General features: G+C 59.7%; 16 protein-coding genes and 1 pseudogene. 15 read left to right on the top strand and 2 right to left on the bottom strand.

Annotation, left to right across the window (positions count from 1 at the left end):
• Positions 1–487: 487 nt before the first annotated feature.
• Positions 488–6,084: pseudogene (locus tag ACVWW3_RS27450) on the top strand (AAA family ATPase).
• The gene (locus ACVWW3_RS27445; protein WP_456672199.1) at positions 6,056–6,370 is read left to right on the top strand and encodes a sensor histidine kinase; all 315 of its coding nucleotides are present in this window, start codon (positions 6,056–6,058) and stop codon (positions 6,368–6,370) included. Before ACVWW3_RS27450 ends, ACVWW3_RS27445 begins: the two are co-directional and overlap by 29 nt.
• On the opposite strand, the gene ACVWW3_RS27440 is transcribed toward ACVWW3_RS27445, so the two are convergent.
• Complete coding sequence (locus ACVWW3_RS27440) at positions 6,365–6,757, bottom strand: response regulator transcription factor (protein ID WP_456672198.1); 393 nt, start codon at positions 6,755–6,757, stop codon at positions 6,365–6,367. The genes ACVWW3_RS27445 and ACVWW3_RS27440 overlap by 6 nt on opposite strands.
• 222 nt (positions 6,758–6,979) lie before the next feature.
• Here ACVWW3_RS27440 and ACVWW3_RS27435 point away from each other — a divergent pair, with 222 nt between their 5' ends.
• From ACVWW3_RS27435 to ACVWW3_RS27375, 13 genes are all read left to right on the top strand, one after another.
• Positions 6,980–7,615, top strand: coding sequence for a response regulator transcription factor (locus ACVWW3_RS27435; protein WP_456672197.1), 636 nt, complete (start codon positions 6,980–6,982; stop codon positions 7,613–7,615).
• A 356-nt stretch (positions 7,616–7,971) separates the two neighbouring features.
• Positions 7,972–8,226, top strand: coding sequence for a hypothetical protein (locus ACVWW3_RS27430; protein WP_456648054.1), 255 nt, complete (start codon positions 7,972–7,974; stop codon positions 8,224–8,226).
• A 290-nt stretch (positions 8,227–8,516) separates the two neighbouring features.
• Positions 8,517–8,918, top strand: a complete 402-nt coding sequence (locus tag ACVWW3_RS27425) for an SPW repeat domain-containing protein (protein ID WP_456648055.1) — start codon at positions 8,517–8,519, stop codon at positions 8,916–8,918.
• A gap of 154 nt (positions 8,919–9,072) precedes the next feature.
• Complete coding sequence (locus ACVWW3_RS27420; RefSeq protein ID WP_456648056.1) at positions 9,073–10,098, top strand: hypothetical protein; 1,026 nt, start codon at positions 9,073–9,075, stop codon at positions 10,096–10,098.
• A 379-nt stretch (positions 10,099–10,477) separates the two neighbouring features.
• On the top strand, positions 10,478–10,777 hold the full coding sequence (locus ACVWW3_RS27415) for a BufA1 family periplasmic bufferin-type metallophore (RefSeq protein WP_456648057.1): 300 nt from the start codon (positions 10,478–10,480) through the stop codon (positions 10,775–10,777).
• An 82-nt stretch (positions 10,778–10,859) separates the two neighbouring features.
• Entirely contained in the window at positions 10,860–11,735 is an 876-nt protein-coding gene (gene bufB / locus ACVWW3_RS27410) for an MNIO family bufferin maturase (protein WP_456649737.1), read from the top strand.
• Positions 11,722–12,507, top strand: coding sequence for an HvfC/BufC family peptide modification chaperone (locus tag ACVWW3_RS27405; RefSeq protein WP_456672196.1), 786 nt, complete (start codon positions 11,722–11,724; stop codon positions 12,505–12,507). The genes bufB and ACVWW3_RS27405 overlap by 14 nt, the downstream gene beginning before the upstream one ends.
• Complete coding sequence (locus ACVWW3_RS27400) at positions 12,507–13,016, top strand: DoxX family protein (RefSeq protein WP_456648059.1); 510 nt, start codon at positions 12,507–12,509, stop codon at positions 13,014–13,016. The genes ACVWW3_RS27405 and ACVWW3_RS27400 overlap by 1 nt, the downstream gene beginning before the upstream one ends.
• Positions 13,017–13,345: 329 nt before the next feature.
• Positions 13,346–13,699 carry an NAD(P)-binding protein gene (locus tag ACVWW3_RS27395; protein ID WP_456672195.1) on the top strand — a complete coding sequence of 118 codons (354 nt, stop codon included), beginning with the start codon at positions 13,346–13,348 and terminating at the stop codon, positions 13,697–13,699.
• Positions 13,590–14,942 carry a GMC family oxidoreductase gene (locus ACVWW3_RS27390; protein ID WP_456672194.1) on the top strand — a complete coding sequence of 451 codons (1,353 nt, stop codon included), beginning with the start codon at positions 13,590–13,592 and terminating at the stop codon, positions 14,940–14,942. Before ACVWW3_RS27395 ends, ACVWW3_RS27390 begins: the two co-directional genes overlap by 110 nt.
• Positions 14,943–15,160: 218 nt before the next feature.
• The gene (locus ACVWW3_RS27385; RefSeq protein WP_456648061.1) at positions 15,161–15,676 is read left to right on the top strand and encodes a Dps family protein; all 516 of its coding nucleotides are present in this window, start codon (positions 15,161–15,163) and stop codon (positions 15,674–15,676) included.
• Between the two features lie 529 nt (positions 15,677–16,205).
• Positions 16,206–16,673 (top strand): DUF3095 family protein, encoded by a 468-nt coding sequence (locus tag ACVWW3_RS27380; RefSeq protein WP_456672193.1) that lies wholly within the window; start codon positions 16,206–16,208, stop codon positions 16,671–16,673.
• Complete coding sequence (locus tag ACVWW3_RS27375) at positions 16,556–17,476, top strand: DUF3095 family protein (protein WP_456672426.1); 921 nt, start codon at positions 16,556–16,558, stop codon at positions 17,474–17,476. The genes ACVWW3_RS27380 and ACVWW3_RS27375 overlap by 118 nt, the downstream gene beginning before the upstream one ends.
• 68 nt (positions 17,477–17,544) lie before the next feature.
• Here ACVWW3_RS27375 and ACVWW3_RS27370 read toward each other — a convergent pair whose 3' ends face one another.
• Positions 17,545–18,552 (bottom strand): AraC family transcriptional regulator, encoded by a 1,008-nt coding sequence (locus ACVWW3_RS27370; RefSeq protein WP_456648063.1) that lies wholly within the window; start codon positions 18,550–18,552, stop codon positions 17,545–17,547.
• Between the last annotated feature and the right edge of the window lie 397 nt (positions 18,553–18,949).

The raw sequence follows: 18,949 nt of genomic DNA, 5'->3' as shown, positions 1-18,949 counted from the left end.
TGGTCGAAAGCGACTCGGAACCAGCCGATTCAACTGTGGTCACCCTAGCGGCGCGCCGTGAAGCGATCGACGCACCTCGGACCTCCTGGCCCACGATCGTTCAACGGAACGCCGACTTCGGTCCGTATCGAGGGCGGGGACGATTGGTTGCAGATTGAATTCAAGTCGGTTGAAAGGAAAGTCACCTCTCGCCATGGAGTTGATAGCTGACCGTTATCGGAACGGCTGGGGCGCGCCTGGGGTTCTGCGCTGAGAGGGCGGCGCTCGTTCCACGAGGATTTCGATTGAGTGGAGCTCTCGGCTCCTTGAGGTTCTCGGCAATAAGGTTGGCTGCCGTGAGGAGGGGAATCCGCATCAGCCGTGTCCGGTAAGACCAAGGGACGGCTGGCATTTCTCGGGCGATGGAGTAGATTTCTCCACGCCGGAGAGGCCGCGCGTGTCGCGCACGAAGAGCTTCAAGCCGATGCCAGACGCCGGAGTCTGACAGATGATGCAGCAGTCGCTGAACGTCGCCTACTCGGACGGTAGTTCTCAGGTGTTGTGGGAGGACGGCGAGCGCGTGTTCAGCCGCGGTTGGCGACCGGACGACAATGGCAACCGGCTTGCCGTGCTGCTTGTTGCCCCTGCCGCCGACCAGCCGTCCCGGTCCACACTCGATCGCCTCACGCACGAATACGAGCTGAAAGATGAGCTCGACGGGACATGGGCGGCGCGGCCGCTGGCCCTCATGCGCGACGCCGGTCGGACCGTGCTAGTGCTTGATGACCTGGGCGGCGAGCCGCTCGAGCGTTTGCTCGGTGGGCCCATGGAGGTAGGACGCTTCCTGCGCCTGGCTATCGCTGCTACCTGGGCTGTGGGCAAGCTTCATCAGCGCGGACTCATCCACAAAGACATTAAGCCGGCTAATATTGTGGTGGACTGCGCGGATGCACACGTGCGGCTCACCGGGTTTGGCATTGCATCGCGCCTGTCCCGCGAGCGGCAGGCGCCCCGAGCCGCCCGAGACCATCGCCGGTACGCTTGCCTACATGGCACCCGAGCAAACCGGACGGATGAACCGCTCGGTCGACGCGCGCAGCGATCTCTACGCCCTCGGTGTCACGCTGTACCAGATGCTAACGGGCGCTCTGCCCTTCACGGCGGTCGAACCGATGGAATGGGTGCACTGCCATATTGCAAGAAAGCCGGTGCCGCCCGGCGAGCGGTTAAAAAACCTCCCAGGCTCTGTCTCTGCGATTATTATGAAGCTGCTCGCCAAGACTGCCGAGGAGCGTTACCAGACGGCTGCAGGCGCCGAGAGCGATCTACGGCATTGCCTTGCTGAATGGGAAACCCGGGGCGATATCGACGATTTCCCGCCAGGGGAACACGACACTCCGGACCGGCTGCTGATCCCCGAGAAATTGTATGGTAGGACAGCCGAGATCGATAGCCTGCTTGCCTCTTTCGACCGTATCGTCGCTGGCGGCAGGCCGGAGTTGGTGTTGGTTTCGCGGATACGCCGGCATCGGCAAGTCCGCGGTCGTCAACGAGCTTCATAAGCCACTTGTTCCGCCCCGCGGTCTTTTTGCATCGGGCAAGTTTGACCAGTACAAGCGCGACATCCCGTACCTCACCCTTGCGCAGGCCTTTCAGAGCCTGATCCGTCCGCTTTTGAGCAAGACCGAAGCGGAGCTGCGGCAATGGCGAGAGGCGCTGCTCGAGGCGCTCGAACCGAACGGTCGGCTCATTGTTGATCTCGTCCCGGAATTGAAGCACATCATCGGCGAACAACCACCGGTCCCCGAGCTGCCGCCACAGGATGCGCAGGGCCGTTTTCGGCTGGTGTTCCGGCGATTTATCAGCGTATTCGCGCGGCCGGAACATCCGCTCGCCCTGTTCCTCGACGATCTCCAATGGCTCGATGTAGCAACGCTCGATTTGCTCGAGGATCTGTTGACCCGGCCGGATGTGCGGAACCTGTTGTTGATTGGCGCTTACCGCGACAACGAAGTCGATCCCATCCATCCGCTGATGCGCAAGCTCGAAGCGATGCGCCTAGCTGGAGCGATATTGCAAGACATCGTGTTGGCACCCCTGACCTGTGAAGACTTGGGACAACTAATCGCGGATTCTGTCCACAGCGAACCAGAGAAAGTCGCGCCGGTGGCGCGGCTGATCCACGAGAAGACAACCGGCAATCCGCTTTTCGCTATTCAGTTCATTTCTGCGCTCGCCGACGAAGCATTGCTCACTTTCGATTATGGCGAGGCGCGATGGTGCTGGGACCTGAATCGCATTCACGCCAAAGGTTACACCGACAATGTGGTGGACCTTATGGTGGGGAGACTGAACCGCCTGTCCGCCGAAACCCGGAACGCATTGCAGAAGCTCGCCTGCCTGGGCAACGACGCAGGGTTCGAGATGTTGCGGATCGTTTACCAGGAGTCCGAAGAGGAGATGCATGGCCGGGTTTGGGAAGCGGTGCGAGCAGGGTTGATCTTTCGTTCGGAAGATTCCTACAAGTTCCTCCACGACCGTGTCCAGGAAGCCGCCTACTCCTTGATCCCGGAGGAATCGCGTGCCGAAGCCCATCTCCGAATAGGGATGCTGCTCGCAGCGCAGACCCCTCCAGAGAAGCTGAAGGAGACGATCTTCGAAATCCTCAATCAGCTCAACCGCGGCTCGCATCTCATCACGTCAACTGAGGAGCTTGAGCGGGTCGCGGAGTTGAATTTCATTGCGGGTAAGCGCGCTAAGAGCTCGACAGCATATGCCTCGGCGCTGAGCTACCTGGTCTCCGGCGTAGCTCTGCTGCGAGGGGACTCTTGGGAGCGCCAGCACGACCTGATCTTTGAGTTAGAGTTGCACCGGGCCGAATGTGAGTTCCTCACTGGTGCACTGGCGGAAGGCGAGCAGCGCCTGGCGTTGCTGTCGGCCCGGGCCGCAACGACGATCGAACGAGCCCGCGTTACGTGCCTGCAGGTGGATCTTTACACGACCCTGGATCAGGCCGGCCGCGCGATCGCAGTCGGTCTCGACTATCTCCGGCACCTGGACATCGACTGGTCGCCGCACCCGACGGAAGACGAGGCTCGGCGCGAGTTTGAGCGGATCTGGTACCAACTCGGCTCCCGCTCGATAGAAAGCCTCATTGATCTGCCTTTGATGAGCAATGCCGCATCGCTCGCGACCCTCGACGTCCTGACGAAGCTCGGGCCGCCAGCTTGGCATACGGATGCGAACCTGGCTTCCCTGGTCATCTGTCGAGCAGTCAATCTCAGCCTCGAGGGTGGCAATTGCGACGGCTCATGTTACGCCTATGCGGTGCTTGGCAGGCTTGCTGGACCGAAATTCGGTGACTACCAGGCGGGACTTCTATTCTGCCGTCTCGGCTATGAACTGGTCGAACAGCGCGGGCTAAAGCGCTTCCAGGCCAGGATCTATCTGAACTTTGGAAGTTTGGTCACGCCCTGGACGAGACATGTCCGGGAAGGTCGTGATCTGCTGCGGCGTGCGTTTGAGGCGGCAAACCAGATCGGTGACCTCACCTTTGCGGCGTACTGCTGCAGCCACCTGAACACGAACCTTCTTGCGGCGGGCGATCCACTCGATGAGGTGCAAAGCGAAGCCGAGCGCGGTCTCGCGTTTGCGCAGAAGATGCGGTTCGGCCTTCTGATTGACTCCATCGCCGGCCAGCTTGGGCTGATTCGGACACTCCGCGGCTTGACGCCGATTTTCGGTTCCTTTGACGATGGGCAGTTTAGCGAACTCCTACTGGAGTCCCGCTTCTGCAGGAACCCGGATCTGGCGCTCGCCGAGGGCTGGTACTGGGTCCGCAAGTTGCAGGCGCGCTTCTTTGCCGGCGACTATGTGTCGGCCATCGAGGCCTCGTCGCGAGCTCAACGGCTGCTGTGGACGTCGCCGTCAATGTTCGAAACGGCAGAGTATCACTTCTACAGCGCACTCTCCCAAGCGGCATCCTGCGAGTCCGCAGCGGCCGGCCAGCAGCATGTCGAGGCACTGGCCGCGCACCACCGACAGCTCGAGGTCTGGGCGACGGCTTGCCCGGACAACTTCGAGAACCGCGTCGCGCTCGTCGGTGCGGAGATCGCCCGAATCGAAGGCCGCGCGCTCGATGCCGAGCATCTTTATGAGCACGCTATCCACTCGGCACACAAGTACGGCTTGGTCCACAACGAGGCGCTCGCCAACGAAGTCGCTGCACGCTTTTATGCCGCGCGCGGGTTCAAGAAGATCGCGCATGCCTATCTGCGGGACGCGCGGTACGCATACGTCCGTTGGGGAGCCGACGGCAAGGTACGCCAACTCGACGGGTTGTATCCGCATCTCAGGGAGGAAAACCCGGTTACCGGCTCCACAAGCACGATTGGCTCATCCCTCGAACAACTGGATCTAGCTACTGTTATCAAAATCTCGCAAGCCGTGTCGGGCGAGATCGTTCTAGAAAAACTGATCGACACGCTGATGCGCACGGCAATTGAGTACGCGGGTGCCGGGCGAGGTCTGTTGATCCTTGCGGTAGGTGACGGGTACCGGATTGAGGCGGAAGTCACGATCAGCAATGATATGGTGACCGTCGGTCAGCGACAAGCAGGTGTAACCGCTGCAAATCTCCCGGATTCCATTCTACACTACGTGATCCGGACAAAAGAGAGCGTTCTTATCCACGATGCCGCTGTCGCGAACCCGTTTTCCGCCGATGAGTACATCCATAAGCATCGCGCCCATTCAATTCTCTGCCTGCCGTTGCTCAAACAAGGCAAACTGGCCGGGGTACTCTACCTAGAAAACAACTTGGCGGCCCACGTTTTCACACCTGACCGCGTCACAGTGTTGAAGGTGCTTGCGTCGCAGGCCGCAATCTCGCTCGAAAATTCGCGGCTTTATGACGATCTCGCGGATCGGGAAGGGAAGATTAGGCGTTTGGTCGACGCCAACATCATCGGGATCCTCATTGTCGACCGCGAAGGGCGGATCTTCGAAGCTAATGATGCGTTTTTACGTATCGTGGGATATGACCGTGAGGACCTGGTCCGGGGTCGCCTGCACCGGGCTGGGTTGACCCCGCCGGAGTGGCGCGAGCTCGACAAACGTGCCCGGGAAGAACTGAACTCGACTGGAAGGCTTCAGCCCTTCGAGCAGGAATATTTTCGGAAAGACGGCAGCCGCGTGCCTGTGCTTATTGGTGCCGCGCTGTTCAAGGAAGGAGGTGACCAGAGTCTTGCGTTCGTGCTCGATCTGACCGAGCGCAAGCGGGTCGAGGAAGCGCTTAGCCAAGCGCAGAGACTCAGCCGCACTGGCAATTGGATCTATAACGCGAGGACGATGCATTACCTCTATTGGTCGGACGAGAGTTACAGGATCTGGGGGTTTGATCCGCTCCAGGGCCTTCCAAGTCGACAAAGTATGTGGGAACGCATTCACCCAGAGGACCGCGACAGAGTTTGGGGAGCGATTCAGGAGGCCGTGCACCAGAAAAGAGATTTCATGGCCGAGTTCAGACTCCTGCTACCTGATGGAACAATCAAATGGGTCGAAGGAACTAGCCATCATATGTTTTCCCCCCGGGACACGCTGGCTGAGGTTATCACCACAACCGTCGACGTGACGGAACGAAGACGGGCACAGAACGAACATGAAAAGCTGCGCCAGCTCGAGTTGGATTTCACCCATATGAACCGCGTGAACATGATGGGAGAATTGGCCGCCTCGCTGTCTCACGAAATTCTGCATCCCATCGCGACCGCTCGTAACAACGCCCGTGCAGGGATGCGCTTTTTGGAAATGAACCCGCCAAATCTGGATGAGACCAGGGAAGCGCTCGCTTGCGTTGTCAGGGACACGGACCGAGCAAAGGATATCGTCGGACGGATGCGCGATCACATCAAGAAAGCGCCTCTGCGAAAAGAGCGTTTTGATCTCAATTCGGCTATCAACGAAGTAATTTTACTGGCGCAAAGCGTGATCCGCAGGAATCGCGTTTCGGTCCCAAACTCAGCTTGCAGATGGACTGCTTCCGGTTATGGGGGATTGCGTTCAATTGCAACAGGTCTTGCTGAACTTGATTCTGAACGCGGCTGAAGCAATGGGCTCGGTTGAGGAGGGGCCGAGAGAACTGTTGATCAGTGTCGAGGAGGATCAGACGGGCGTCCTCGTAGTCGTACGCGATTCGGGACCGGGCATTGATACGGAGCATCTCGATCGAGTCTTCAACGCCTTCTACACCACGAAGTCCGGTGGAACGGGGATGGGGCTGTCGATATGCCGCTCCATCATCGACGCCCATAGGGGCAAGCTGTGGGCGGAAGCGAACGAGCCTCGCGGCGCTGTATTTCAGTTCAACCTGCCGGCGGATCACGGCTCATGAATTGTCTCCAATCGGCGTACCCGGCTGCAGAGCCGAACGCAGGCATCGTTCGAGATAGTCGTCGTCCACTGGCTTGCTGAGGTAGCAAACAACCCCGTCCTTTAGAGCCTGATCCCTGACGACCTCATCGGGGTAGGCGGTAACGAGGATCGTTGGGATCGCGTACCCTGTATCGACCAAATGCCTGTGCAATTCAATTCCGGTCATCCCGGGCATGTTAACGTCGGTGACCAAGCAGGCGGTTTCAGGCAAGGCACGCGATGCCAGAAAATCGGCCGATGACGGAAACGTTTCGACAGTGTAGCCCAGCAACAGTATGAGTTTTCGCATTGACTCACGATAGGGCTGATCATCGTCGACGATAGATATCAATGTAGGGTTCGACATTGCGGGTTCTAGCGGCCTCCGCCGATCGGCGGGGAAGCACCTCGCGCGGCATGCTACTTAATGTCATGGACATTCCCCAATAGCGCAATGTCGACGTTCCTAAGCGATGGCTTAGGTTTTCGGCTATCCGCTTAGACAACAGATATTGTTCACCTCGACAGATTCGGCTTAGAATGACGCCGCAAATAGGGAAGATGTGCTTCCCAACGCAGGATACCGAGAATGGGCGAGACAAATCCCAGTGTCTTGGTTATCGATGACGATCCGGAGTTTCGCGACTCGGTCGTGCGGCTGTTGCGGACAGTCGGCTTACCTGCCCGACAATTCTCGTCTGTTTCCGATTTTCTAGAAGCCGATCCGCCGGACGGTCCTACGTGCCTGGTGCTCGACGTGAGAATGCCGGGGAGAAGCGGTCTTGAGCTTCAGCGCGACCTTGTCGGCGCAAACAGGCAAGTGCCGATCATCTTCATCACAGCGCACGCCGACGTGCCGATGACCGTGCAAGCGATGAAGGGCGGCGCGATAGAGTTCCTTACAAAGCCATTCCGTGATCAGGATCTGCTCGATGCCATCGAGGCCGGCCTCGCGCGGGATCGTGCCCGTCGAGAGAGTGATAGCGCATTGGCTGCGCTCAAGGAGCGTTTCGACACGCTCAGCTCCCGCGAGCGTGAAGTCATGCGTGGCGTCGTGGCCGGTCGCCTAAACAAACAGGTTGCCAACGATATCGGCATTACCGAATCCACGGTTAAGGTGCATCGCGTGAATCTGATGCGGAAGATGAAGGCACGTTCGCTTCCCGAACTCAGCCGAATGGCGGACCGCCTCAACATAAGACTACAGTCGCCGCAGAACTTCTGAACCCGAAGGCGTGCCCTCGGAATTTCTGTGCGAGGGTGCCGTCTACTCCCAAATCGCGTCTACCGGATTTTGCTGCTCGGCGTGATAGTCGCGCCCGAGCCATGCCACACCTTTCGACGCTCAAGGCCATTCCGCTCGAAGGCTCCTCGGTTTAGCGCGAGGTGCGGCTGCTGGTTGTGCAAGGTCGCCGCTCCTCCCCGGCACTGGACGCTTTCGTCAAGGCCACGCGGCTTCGCGACTGGTCGGTCGTTGTTCGCACGGCGTGAAAATCTTTGAATTTTTCCGGCATCCGAGGAGCGGATGCGGCGCATGCCTTCACCGCGGTTACTTCAAAAAGCCGCCTCAGTGCGCCGCGCATGAAGCGAGCAATGCCGTCGTTCTCGCGCGAAGTCGAGAGCGCTCTAGAGAAATACCTGGGATATGTCAGGAACGCCCAGCTCGATAGAAGCAAGCCGATCGAAGACAACGAGCAAGCGAGGGAGAATTCGCGAGCGACCTGTCCGAAGCGCGGCACCGTTCGCTCGCACTCCGACAACATCGAGAAGCTCTCGGCGATGGACTTCGGGCCGGAGAGCAAGGTCGAGGAGGGCGTAGCGGTAAAGCGAGTCTGATCCCAAGCCTTCCCTGACCTCGACAGCCGGACACTGAAGCACCGCTCTTGGACTGGCGGTCGACGCGCCAAACTAACCCGCTTCCATGGCGCCGGGCCAGTGGAATGGAATCGATAACGACCGGGCATTTCTAATGGTTGGCGTGGTGTCGTACCTTACTGGCCGTCTAACCGGGCTGAGCCCTGCCAGAGTGCTTGCCAGCATAGGACCGCGTAATCGTCGTCTTGGGTGGGATGCACTTTCCGCGTCGCAAGCACCCGCTCGAGCAACCAATCACGAAGGAGTCACAGATGTCGTTCCGCTTCATCACCAAGTCTATCCACGCTTACCTGATCGATTATCCTGTTGCGATCGTCTTGGTCGCGGCGCCGTTCGTGCTGAAGCTCGGCCAGAGCGGACCGGTCGCAATGTGGCTTTCGCTTGTCGTCGGTGTGGCCGCGTTGATCTTGGCCGCCCTGACCGACCATCCCACCGGGGTCGTTCGCGTCATTCCCTACTGGTTGCATCTTTGGGTCGATCGCGCTGTCGGGGTGGTGTTTGTCATCGCACCGTTTGCCTTCAAATTCGCTGGGCTCGACGCCTGGTACTACTGGGTCCTCGCTGCCGCCGTCCTGCTCACGACGTCAGTCTTGAACGCGCCTGAGGAGCCAATAGCGATGCGTTCGGAATTGGGCAGGCGCGCAGCAGGTTGAAAGCGGCGACGGCCGCCGACGCGATTCCCGCGAGGGTGATATTTTAGGGCTTGAGCCGGGATCATTCTTGACAGCGCCAATGGTGGAGGGCTTGCACGGCGCAAGCCTTCGGGCGGTGCGGCCGGATCGCGCGGTTGATATTTAAGGGTTTAAGATGGACGCGTTTGCTCAGCCGCGGGATCGAAGCGCCACGATCGGGCCGCGCTTCGACTATTCGGCGCTGGCTCCCGCAGCCGCGGCCATTTGCTACCCCTTTCTACTCCGTACCTTTCATGCCGTCGTCGGCACCCAGGCCGCAATGCCGTCGCCTCGCGCAATTGTCGCCGCGACCTTGATCCTAGTCGTGGCGTTTTTAGTGCCGTTTCTCGGGCTCGCGCTCGCTTGCCGACCCGACGCCGATCCAGGGGCGCGGCGGCTCGCTTATGCCGCTGTGGCGACCCCAACGCTCTTCGTCCTTCTTGGGGTCGTTCAGGCCCTGATTCATAGCCCTCTACCCGACGAACTCGCGTGGTGCGTGCTTTGGCTCGTGATCACGATTTGGACACAGACCGCAGTCAATCCCGCAGCTGCAACGCGGCCGACCGTGGGACGCTTGCGTGTTGTCCACGGAATGACAGCGGCGGTCTTGTCCCTATACGTGACATTCCATCTAGCCAATCACTTGTATGGTTTGGTCGGCCCCGATGCACATGCGGCCGTCATGAAGATCGGCCGCGTTGTCTACCGCTCTGGCGTAGGAGAACCGCTGTTGGTCGCGGCCATGCTTTTCCAGATCGGCACCGGCCTGTTTCTGGCATGGCGTTGGAGTGCCGCCCCGCAGGGCTTCCATCGGACATTTCAGGTCGCCTCGGGAGCCTACCTCTCACTTTACATCCTCGGGCACATGAACTCGGTTTTCATCTACGCTCGGAGCTTTCTCGGTATACCGACCGATTGGAATTTCGCGATTGGAGCCCCCACCGGGCTCATTCATGACGCATGGAATATCCGCCTATTGCCTCATTACGCACTCGGCGTGTTTTTTGTCCTAAGCCACCTTGCGTCGGGATTGCGGGTGGTGCTGATCGCGCATGGCGTCAATCGATGCGCCGCAAATCGTCTTTGGGGCGCGGGCGTCGCAGCAAGCGCCGTTATCTCGGCCGCGATCATTGCGGGTATGTGCGGGGTTCGAATCAGATAGGCGACGGTGGCGGCCTGCGGGGCACGCGGCCCGCAAGGGTGAACGTGGCCACCACCACGGCGGCAAACGTAAAAGGACCCAGCAACTCCTTTCGTCATGCCCGACGACGCAGTTCGCGCTCGACCTGCGGCTTCTCGGCGGAATCTGGATCGAGCCACGTGAAGATTCGCTGATCGCAATTTCGTCTCAGACAATTGAAGAGACTCGAACGTCGGTTTCGAAGTGCGATGCGGATGGCGGCATACTTCGCTACGGCATCACGCGGCGCGGCGAGCGGCAATAACGATTGTCTATCGACTCTATGGCGAGAGGTGATTTCCCTCGCCGGCGTTGCAAGGTCACTCTTCGGACGCGACTAACCCCCCGCGTGGAGAGACCAATGAAGACGATGATCAGTTCACTCGTGCTCGCTGGCGCCGTGTCGACCGCGCTTGCGACCATTGCCGTCGCCGCTCCCCTGAGCAAGGCGGAAGCTGATGCTGCGATCGCCGCCAAGAAGGAGAAGTGCTTCGGCGTTGCGCTGAAAGGCCAAAACGATTGCGCCGCAGGTCCCGGAACGACGTGCCAGGGCACTTCGGCCGTCGACTTCCAGAGCAACGCGTGGAAGTTCGTGCGGGGTGGCACCTGCACCAACATTCAGGTGCCGAACGGGAACACGGGCTCGCTTAAGCCGGTCTAGACTGCGCAGCCGGGGCGACGAGTAATCAGGAAAGCGGAGAGACGGCGTGAACGCGGCGATCGCCCCAACCGCGGCGGACGACATGCCTCTTCGCTTTCCCGCGTTTTCAGTTGACGGGCTTGCCGGGACCAGCTTCAAGCATGAGCATTTTGTCGCAATCCTTGCGGAAGGAGTGCGCAGCGGCTTCTTCGAGGTTCACGCCGAGAATTACATGGGCGCCGGTGGGCCGCCGCATCGCGCACTTGAGGCCATGCGCCGCGACCATCCCATATCGCTGCATGGCGTCTGCATGTCGATCGGCGGCCCGCAGGCGCTGGACAAGGCGCATCTTGCGCGCTTCCGCCATCTCGTCGAGCGCTACGAGCCCGTGCTCGTCTCAGAACATCTCGCCTGGTCGACACACGAGACCACGTTCTATAACGACCTGCTACCCTTGCCTTATACGCGAGCGACGCTCGCGCGGGTCTGCAATCATATCGACGAGATACAGGAGGCGATCTGCCGGCCATTGCTGCTGGAAAACCCCTCGAGTTATGTTGCCTTTCGCCAGTCGATCATGAGCGAGACAGACTTCATCCGTGCCGTCGCGTGCCGCACCGGGTGCGGTCTTCTGCTCGACATGAACAACGTGTTCGTGTCCGCCACCAATCACGGCTTCGCCGCCCGCGACTATCTCGCTGACTTTCCGCTCTCGGCTGTCGGAGAGATTCATCTCGCCGGTCATGCCGAGCAGGCCGATGACGAGGGCGCCCCGCTCCTGATCGACAGCCATGATGGGCCGGTCGCCGACGCCGTATGGAAGTTGTACGAGACCGTCATCGCGCGCTGCGGCCCGATTCCGACGCTGATCGAATGGGACAGCAAGATTCCGGATTGGCCGGACCTGAGGGCGGAAGCGGCGGCGGCGCAAGCAATCCTCGACCGCCATCAGCGAGACGTCTCTCATGCAGTCTCTTGAGCAGGAATCGTTATCCTATGCGGCGGCCTTTGCATCGACGTTGATGAATCCTCGGCGCCCGACGCCCACGATTGTCAGTGGTCTCGCAGGGAAGGGCGCGGTCAGGCGCTACAACGTCTATCGCAACAACGTGACGGTTAGCTTGATTGATGCGCTGGCTGCAATCTTCCCCGCGGTTCAGCGGATCACCGGAGTCGAGTTCTTCCGCGCCATGGCGCGTCAATATGTCCGTGCCACGCCGCCGACCTCGCCGCTGCTGCTTGACTATGGCCGCGACTTTCCGGCTCTGATCGAAAGTTACGAGTACGGACAGGCGATGCCGTGGCTCGCCGACGTCGCGCGGATCGAGCGCGCCTGGCTTGATGCCTATCACGCGGCGGACGCCGAGCCGCTCGCGCCTGACGCGCTCGCGGCGGTCCCGCCCGAGCGGCTGCCGGAAGCGGTATTCGTCTCGCACCCGGCCACGCGGATCATGCGCTCGTCCTTCTCGGCGGTCACAATTTTTGCCGCCAATCGCGGCGAGGGCGCATCAGGTCAGATTGATGCAAGCGCACCCGAAGATGCGCTGATCACGCGCCCCGATGCCGAGGTTGTCGTCCGGCATCTGCCCGACGCTGCTGCGGCGTTCCTGACGAGCCTGACGGCCGGGCGCCCGCTTGGCGAGGCCGCTGCATCGGCACTGCGATCTTCGCCGTCTTTCGACCTTGCCGCCAACATCGCCGGCCTGATCCAGGCGGGCGCTTTCGTTTCAGTTTTCTCCGGAAAAACATGATGGGCCTTGATCAGCATATTGGCGTAGGGTTCCTCCGGCTCGGTCTCCGCGTCGACAAGGCCGAGCGCCAGGTTTTGGCGATCGTGTCGCCGTCTTTGGTGCAGTTCGTGATGCGCGTGGCGCTGGCGGTGCCGTTCTGGAAGTCCGGCATCCTGAAATGGGATGGTGTTTTCAAGCTCAGCGACACCGCGGTGACGTTGTTCACTGACGAGTTCATGTTGCATTTGCCGGGCGGCCCCTATCATTTTCCGGTGCCGACGGTGATGGCATTCCTCTCCGGCTGTGGCGAGGTCATGTTTCCGATGCTGCTGGTGCTCGGCTTCGGCACCCGGTTCGCCGCACTCGGGCTGTTGTTCATGACACTGATCGTGGAACTCACCGTGCCCGACGGCTGGCCAATCCATCTAACCTGGGCTGCAATGGCGTTCGGTATCATGGCGTGGGGACCAGGACGGATTTCCGTCGATCACTGGCTGAAGAGGGGGGCCATTGAACCTCGTGAACGATAGCGAAGGAATCAGCGATGCAATGCTCCTGGCGGACGTGTGGAGACTTCGTTGATCGCGGACTCGTCTCAGACTCTTGAAGAGAATAGAACCCGGCTTCGAGGTGCGATGCGGCTGGTGGCGTTCTTCGCTACGGCATCGTGCGGCGCGGCGAGCGACAATAACGATCGTCTATCGACTCCATGGCGAGAGGTGATTTCCCTCGCCGGCGTTGCAAGCTCACCCTCCAAAAGCAACGTCCAATCAGTCGCTGGATCAGGCGCCGCGATAGCGAGGCGCCGGCTAGGGGCGTTGATTGAACGATAAGAATATTGCGAAAGAGAAAGACGCTGATGTCCCGGGAGAGTTACGACATTGTCATTGTTGGCGCGGGCGCGGCCGGCTGCGTCGTTGCGAGTTATCTCGCCGAACACACCGATGCCTCGATCGCGCTGATCGAAGCGGGCGACATGGATCGCGATCCGTTCATCCACATTCCACGCCGGTTTCGCCAATATATTGGTCCACGACCGGCATGTCTGGAAATACGAGACCGTTCCCCAGCATGGCATCAAGCGAGCATATCGCTCAGGCAAGGTGCTCGGCGGCGGCTCCTCGATCAACGCGATGTGCTACGTGCGTGGTCAGATGCGCGACTTCGCCGAATGGCAGGACGCGGTCGGCGACACCGGCAAATGGTCGTATGAAGACCTGCTCCCCGTCTTCATGGCGCAGGAACGCAACGACACCTTCCACGACGAATATCACGGCATCAACGGTGGTCTTGCGGTCCAGTTGCCCAAGGGCATCAACGAGCTGAACCAATATTGCCTAAAGGCCTTCCAGGAATATGGGATTCCTTATAATCCCGACTATAACGGCGAGAGCCAGATCGGCGTCTCGCCGGTGCAGTCGACGGTCGGAAATCAGCGCCGGTGCAGCGCGGTCGACGCTTATCTGCGTCCGCACCTCGCCTCGGGCCGCGTCACTCTTCTCACCGGAAAGACCGTCGTTCGGATTCTTATCGAAAACAAGCGGGCTGCGGGCGTCGAGCTGAAGGACGACAGGCTCGAGAGGATAATGGCCGGCCAGGTCGTCCTGTCGGCGGGGGCCGTCCATAGCCCGAAGATCCTCATGCATTCGGGCGTTGGGCCAGCTGATCAGTTGCGCCAGCACGGCATTGCGGTGATCGTCGATGCTCCGGGTGTAGGCGAAAATCTCCACGACCACCCGATGATACCGGTCCGTGCCTATGTGAAGGGTGATCTCGGCTATCAGGCGGCCGCGCACGGAATCGGCACCGTTAAGGCGGGCCTGCGTTATCTCGTCACCAAGGATGGCCCGGCGTCGGGCAACGGCATCGAGACGGTTACACACTGGAATCCGTCGGACTTCGCCGCCGAACCCACGATCCAATGCTATCACGCTCCTATCATCTTGAACGAGCAACTCGGCCCGACGGGCGACCGCTCGGGCATCACCTTCGAACTCGTGGTGCTTCAGCCCAAGAGCCGCGGCTGGGTACGGCTGGCCGATAGCAACCCGACGTCGATGCCCCTCATCAATCCGAACTTCGTCGGCGAGGAGGAAGACTTAAGGGCCGCGGTGGAATCCGTGCGCGCGATCCGCGAGGTTATGGCCCAAGAGTCGTTGGCGTCGGTGATCGATGAAGAGATGGAACCCGGACCGCATATCCAGTCGGACGAGGAGATCGGCGAATGGGTGAAGCGTGTCGTGACGACGATGTGGCACCCGGTCGGAACGTGCCGGATGGGTCGGGATGGACGAGCGGTTGTTGACGCAAGGCTCAGGGTCCGCGGGGTCGATAGTCTCCGGGTGATCGATGCCTCGATCATGCCAAATATCACCAGCGGCAATACCAACGCTCCGACCCAGGCGCTTGCGCGCCACGCTGCGACGATGCTGGCCGAGGATCTGAAGCGGACCTAGGGAGTTCTGGCGCGAGCGGGCGATAGCGATGGCCGCGGTCTCCCGCCTATGTCCGCCGGGGGCGACGCGGGGAGTGTTTGTGCTCTTGTCTGAAGGATAGGCGGGCGGAGTGTCCGTGATCGTGACCCACTGCCACTCGCGGAACAGTTCGCAAATGTGCTTGTTCAGAGCCATCCCCCCGCGAAAAGCAAGACTGCATCAACCAGGAAGGAATCAAAATGAGTCTAGAAGACGCGAGAAAGCGCCTCGAGGCACCACTCGACACGCCGAGCAATCTTGGCTCCAATGCCACCAAGGATATTTCGGCCGCCCTCACGGCGCTTATGGCAGACGTGTTCGCGCTTTACGTCAAGACCAAGAACTTCCATTGGCACATGTCAGGCCCACATTTCCGGGATTATCACCTCCTTCTCGACGAGCAGGCTGAGCAGATCTTCGCGATGACGGACGAAATCGCCGAAAGAGCCCGCAAGACCGGCGGCACAACGATCCGCTCGATCGGCCACATCGCCAGGGTGAAGCATATCGGGGACAATGATGCGGATTTTGTCACACCCGAAGACATGCTGGCCGAGCTGAAGGAAGACAATCTGGCGCTCACCCAGCGCATGCGGCAGACCCACAATGTCTGCGACGATCATGGCGATGTCGCCACGGCCAGCCTGATCGAAAACTGGATCGACGAGGCGGAACGTCGCACATGGTTTCTGTTCGAGACAACCAGGAGAGCTTAACCCCGAGCGCACGCCAACTCGCGAATCCCGGGTGACTGCCTACGTCTTCTGCAAAAAGAGGTTCAGGGAAGACGTTAGTCCTGTTGGGCTTTGACGTTCGACTCATCGGTTGGATTGGCATTTTGGCGACCGGCGCCCCTTAACACAGTGGGGGATTCAATCGGAGTGCCCACAGTGAAGCCCGTGAGCAGAACCCGCTCAAAGTCGGAGAACGCTGAAGGGTGAACGATGTCAAGGAATCGCGTGTGAAGCTCGAATGAAGCCATTCACTATCAACTCGCCCGATTTTTTCCTCCGTATTGAGGCGCATGTTCACGTTCCAACGCTTCGGCTGCGGCTTCCGCAATGCGCCGCCAGTGCGGCGTAGCGGCGTCGTGCTAACCGCGAATCCAAATTATGCGTCCAGTCGTCCGTCGGGATCGCGGTGGCATAGCCTCCGATGGATAGTGCGAGCTAGGTCATGCTCGATGCGTATGTCGCTGGGCCAGCGGCGCACACCGGGATCCGACGACGACCGAAGGGAGTGCAAATGACGGCGGATCGATCAGAGGCAGCTTTCGAAGTTGGTCTTTTCCAGATAAAGGTTGACGAAGAGGCCGAAGACGACCGCTTCTATGAGGCGCTTGTGCCCTTCGACTTTTTTGATGACGTGGTGCGGCGAGATCGGTATCGCCCTCTACCTGACGACTGGATCATCGCCGTTACGGACGTCAGCCAGTCGACCGAAGCTATTGAACAAGGACGGTACCGCGAGGTGAATACGGCCGGTGCGGCGGTTCTTGCTGCGGTCAGCAATGCACTACCCGACCTACAGTTTTTCCGTCCACGTTCGGAGGAGATGGCGCGAGCTTCGCCGCGCCCGCCGCCTATTCGTCCATCATCAAGGATACGTTGGCAAGAACCGCCGCTTGGGCTGAAGACACATTGGGTCTCACGTTGCGTATTGCGGTCATTCCTATCGCGGACATTCGTGCTCAGCAGTTGGACGTTCTGGTAGCCCGCTTCGCGCCCTCTTCGAATGTCACCTATGCGATGTTCGCCGGCGGAGGACTTGCCTGGGCCGAGCGCGAACTCAAGCAAGGGGGCTATACCGTCCCGCGCGCGCCCATAGGAGTAACAGCCGACCTCACAGGTCTTTCGTGCCGATTTGCGCCGATCGGTACCAAGCACGGCGTCATCTTGTCTCTTATCGTCGTTCCGCGCGATGATCCGCCTTCATTCGTGGAACTCATACCGGAGCTCCTGCGGACGCTCCGTTCAGATGAACCCGGCTTACATCCATTGCCTGCCGAAGGCCCGCAGCCCGCACGGACCGGCGACCATCTTGATCATGCCATCAAGAAAGGCAGCCGAAAGATGCCCTTTGCGGCTTGGGCTGCGAAGTGCTTGCGCACTGTTCCGGCGCGGGTGGGCACCCTACTGGGAATCCCTGTTGGTGGCTTTCATGAAGCTAAGTTCCGACAAGAGCTTATGGAGAATACAGATTACCGAAAATTTGATGACGGCCTGCGGATGACAGTGGACTGCTCATCCGAGCTCGCGGACGTCGTAGACGCACGTTTGGAAGAGGCTCAGCGACGAGGCGCATGCTTTTTTGGAACGCATCGACAGTTGGCCGCGAATCTTACGTGCTTTGTGCCATCACCCACGCGAGCCAGTCACGTGCACTTCGTTGACGGTGCTTCCGGGGGGTACGCCTTCGCCGCGGCCAACTTGAAGCGAAAAGTTGCGAGCGGAGTCGGTACAGAACGAGCTCGTGCTTTGGCTGGACACGTCCAACCCACCCGACATTCCGTCTAGGATGCTTAGTGTATCCATCCTAGAATGGATAGCGCCTACCATGGGATCGCACGTCGTTCTCAGATATCCTACTGGGTTTTGCCCTCCTTGGCTGTCCGCCGATAGTCGCTCGGATCTCGATTGTACGCCTTTCGAAAAGCTCGCACAAAGCTTGAACGGCTCTCGTACCCCGCATTATGAGCAATGACGTCGATCGACATCGTCGTTGTCGTCAAATGGATCGCGGCCTGGCGCATTCTCAAGTCTCGCAAGACGACCATCGGGGATTGTCCAAAGATGTCCGAAAATCGTGCCATGAACGCCGAGCGACTCAAGCCTGCACTGTGGGCCAAGCTCTGAACTGAATGGGCGGCTCCTGGCCGCGCCACCATATCTGCAAAAGCACGAGTGACCTGCCTGTCGGCAAGTATTGAGAATCGCTCAGTCCAACGCTGGGATGACCTGAGGGACCGTCGCACCAATGAGACAACAATTTGCTTGAGCAGAGACGCTGTCATGGCGCCAACGCCGACCTCTTGCTGTAGCAGCTCGTCCATAGCCTCGCGAAGCTTCAGATCGATCTTGTCCGCTGGCTCGAACTGCTCGATCACGGGTTCGCGGAGTTCTCCGAACAGCCTGACAGACTGACCAAAGGATGCATTAAAGAAGCCGCATATCTGAATGATTTCGGGTTTCTCATTCGGCACTGCGACGCGGACGATGCCGTCTTGACGTGTCCAGCAGTCCCTCGAAATGAGCTTCGGTGGGCCACTTCCACCGTCGACCTCGATCGTGAACGGAGTGTTCGGCGGCACGATGATGAGCAAATGAGGGCTCAACGGCATCTCGGGTCCTCCGTTGATCGATATGCGACCCTCGCCACTCAAATTGTAGTGGATCCCGGGTGCGTCAATCATTCCCATTTCGACTCTATGGCCGTGCGGCACCAGAATTTCAGTCAGCGCGATGACATCGATGTCGAGCCCCTGCATCAATTTGTCGAGGTCTGTTGTAGACAGTTTGGTAGTAGAGGCCATGGCCAGCGAAACGTTTTGCCCGAAGAGAGCCTGTGTTGGAACCGCTTTCGAAGTGTGCATGACTGTAGTAGCCCTTTATTGCTCGGCTGCCGGTGCCGATAGTGCTCCGGAAGCCCGTTCTCCGAAGATCATGTTCGTTCGCGCCACTGACTGACTGTCTTCCCGAACCCGAATGGGCAATCATGATCGGAACACCGTAGCATGGAAGTGAAATTCCTGCAGATCAATCCTGAGCCGCCTTCAGATCGAGGCTGACAAGGTCTTCGACGCCGTCACGTAGGGTGCTGCGGGCAAGCCAAAAAGTTGCACTGAGCCACTTCGTCTCTCGCCAATCGAGTCTCGCGATGCCGCGAGACGAAAGTGGGACACTGAACGGATCGGGTCGTAACTCGGTTGCCGGCACTACCGAGGGAGCCCCCGTTCCCGCTTCGAAGCGATCGAGTTTGCAGCCCGAGAC

The organism is Bradyrhizobium sp. LM2.9, from assembly GCF_054056555.1.
The sequence above is the reverse complement of the archived record's forward strand: the minus strand, read 5'-3'. Positions and strand labels throughout refer to the sequence as shown.

Excerpts from the sequence above, each read along its gene's own strand:
- ACVWW3_RS27440 (WP_456672198.1), bottom strand. The coding sequence starts at position 6,757 with ATGTCGAACCCTACATTGATATCTATCGTCGACGATGATCAGCCCTAT.
- ACVWW3_RS27435 (WP_456672197.1), top strand. The coding sequence starts at position 6,980 with ATGGGCGAGACAAATCCCAGTGTCTTGGTTATCGATGACGATCCGGAG.
- ACVWW3_RS27430 (WP_456648054.1), top strand. The coding sequence starts at position 7,972 with ATGAAGCGAGCAATGCCGTCGTTCTCGCGCGAAGTCGAGAGCGCTCTA.
- ACVWW3_RS27425 (WP_456648055.1), top strand. The coding sequence starts at position 8,517 with ATGTCGTTCCGCTTCATCACCAAGTCTATCCACGCTTACCTGATCGAT.
- ACVWW3_RS27420 (WP_456648056.1), top strand. The coding sequence starts at position 9,073 with ATGGACGCGTTTGCTCAGCCGCGGGATCGAAGCGCCACGATCGGGCCG.
- ACVWW3_RS27415 (WP_456648057.1), top strand. The coding sequence starts at position 10,478 with ATGAAGACGATGATCAGTTCACTCGTGCTCGCTGGCGCCGTGTCGACC.
- bufB (WP_456649737.1), top strand. The coding sequence starts at position 10,860 with ATGCCTCTTCGCTTTCCCGCGTTTTCAGTTGACGGGCTTGCCGGGACC.
- ACVWW3_RS27405 (WP_456672196.1), top strand. The coding sequence starts at position 11,722 with ATGCAGTCTCTTGAGCAGGAATCGTTATCCTATGCGGCGGCCTTTGCA.
- ACVWW3_RS27400 (WP_456648059.1), top strand. The coding sequence starts at position 12,507 with ATGGGCCTTGATCAGCATATTGGCGTAGGGTTCCTCCGGCTCGGTCTC.
- ACVWW3_RS27395 (WP_456672195.1), top strand. The coding sequence starts at position 13,346 with ATGTCCCGGGAGAGTTACGACATTGTCATTGTTGGCGCGGGCGCGGCC.
- ACVWW3_RS27385 (WP_456648061.1), top strand. The coding sequence starts at position 15,161 with ATGAGTCTAGAAGACGCGAGAAAGCGCCTCGAGGCACCACTCGACACG.
- ACVWW3_RS27380 (WP_456672193.1), top strand. The coding sequence starts at position 16,206 with ATGACGGCGGATCGATCAGAGGCAGCTTTCGAAGTTGGTCTTTTCCAG.
- ACVWW3_RS27370 (WP_456648063.1), bottom strand. The coding sequence starts at position 18,552 with ATGCACACTTCGAAAGCGGTTCCAACACAGGCTCTCTTCGGGCAAAAC.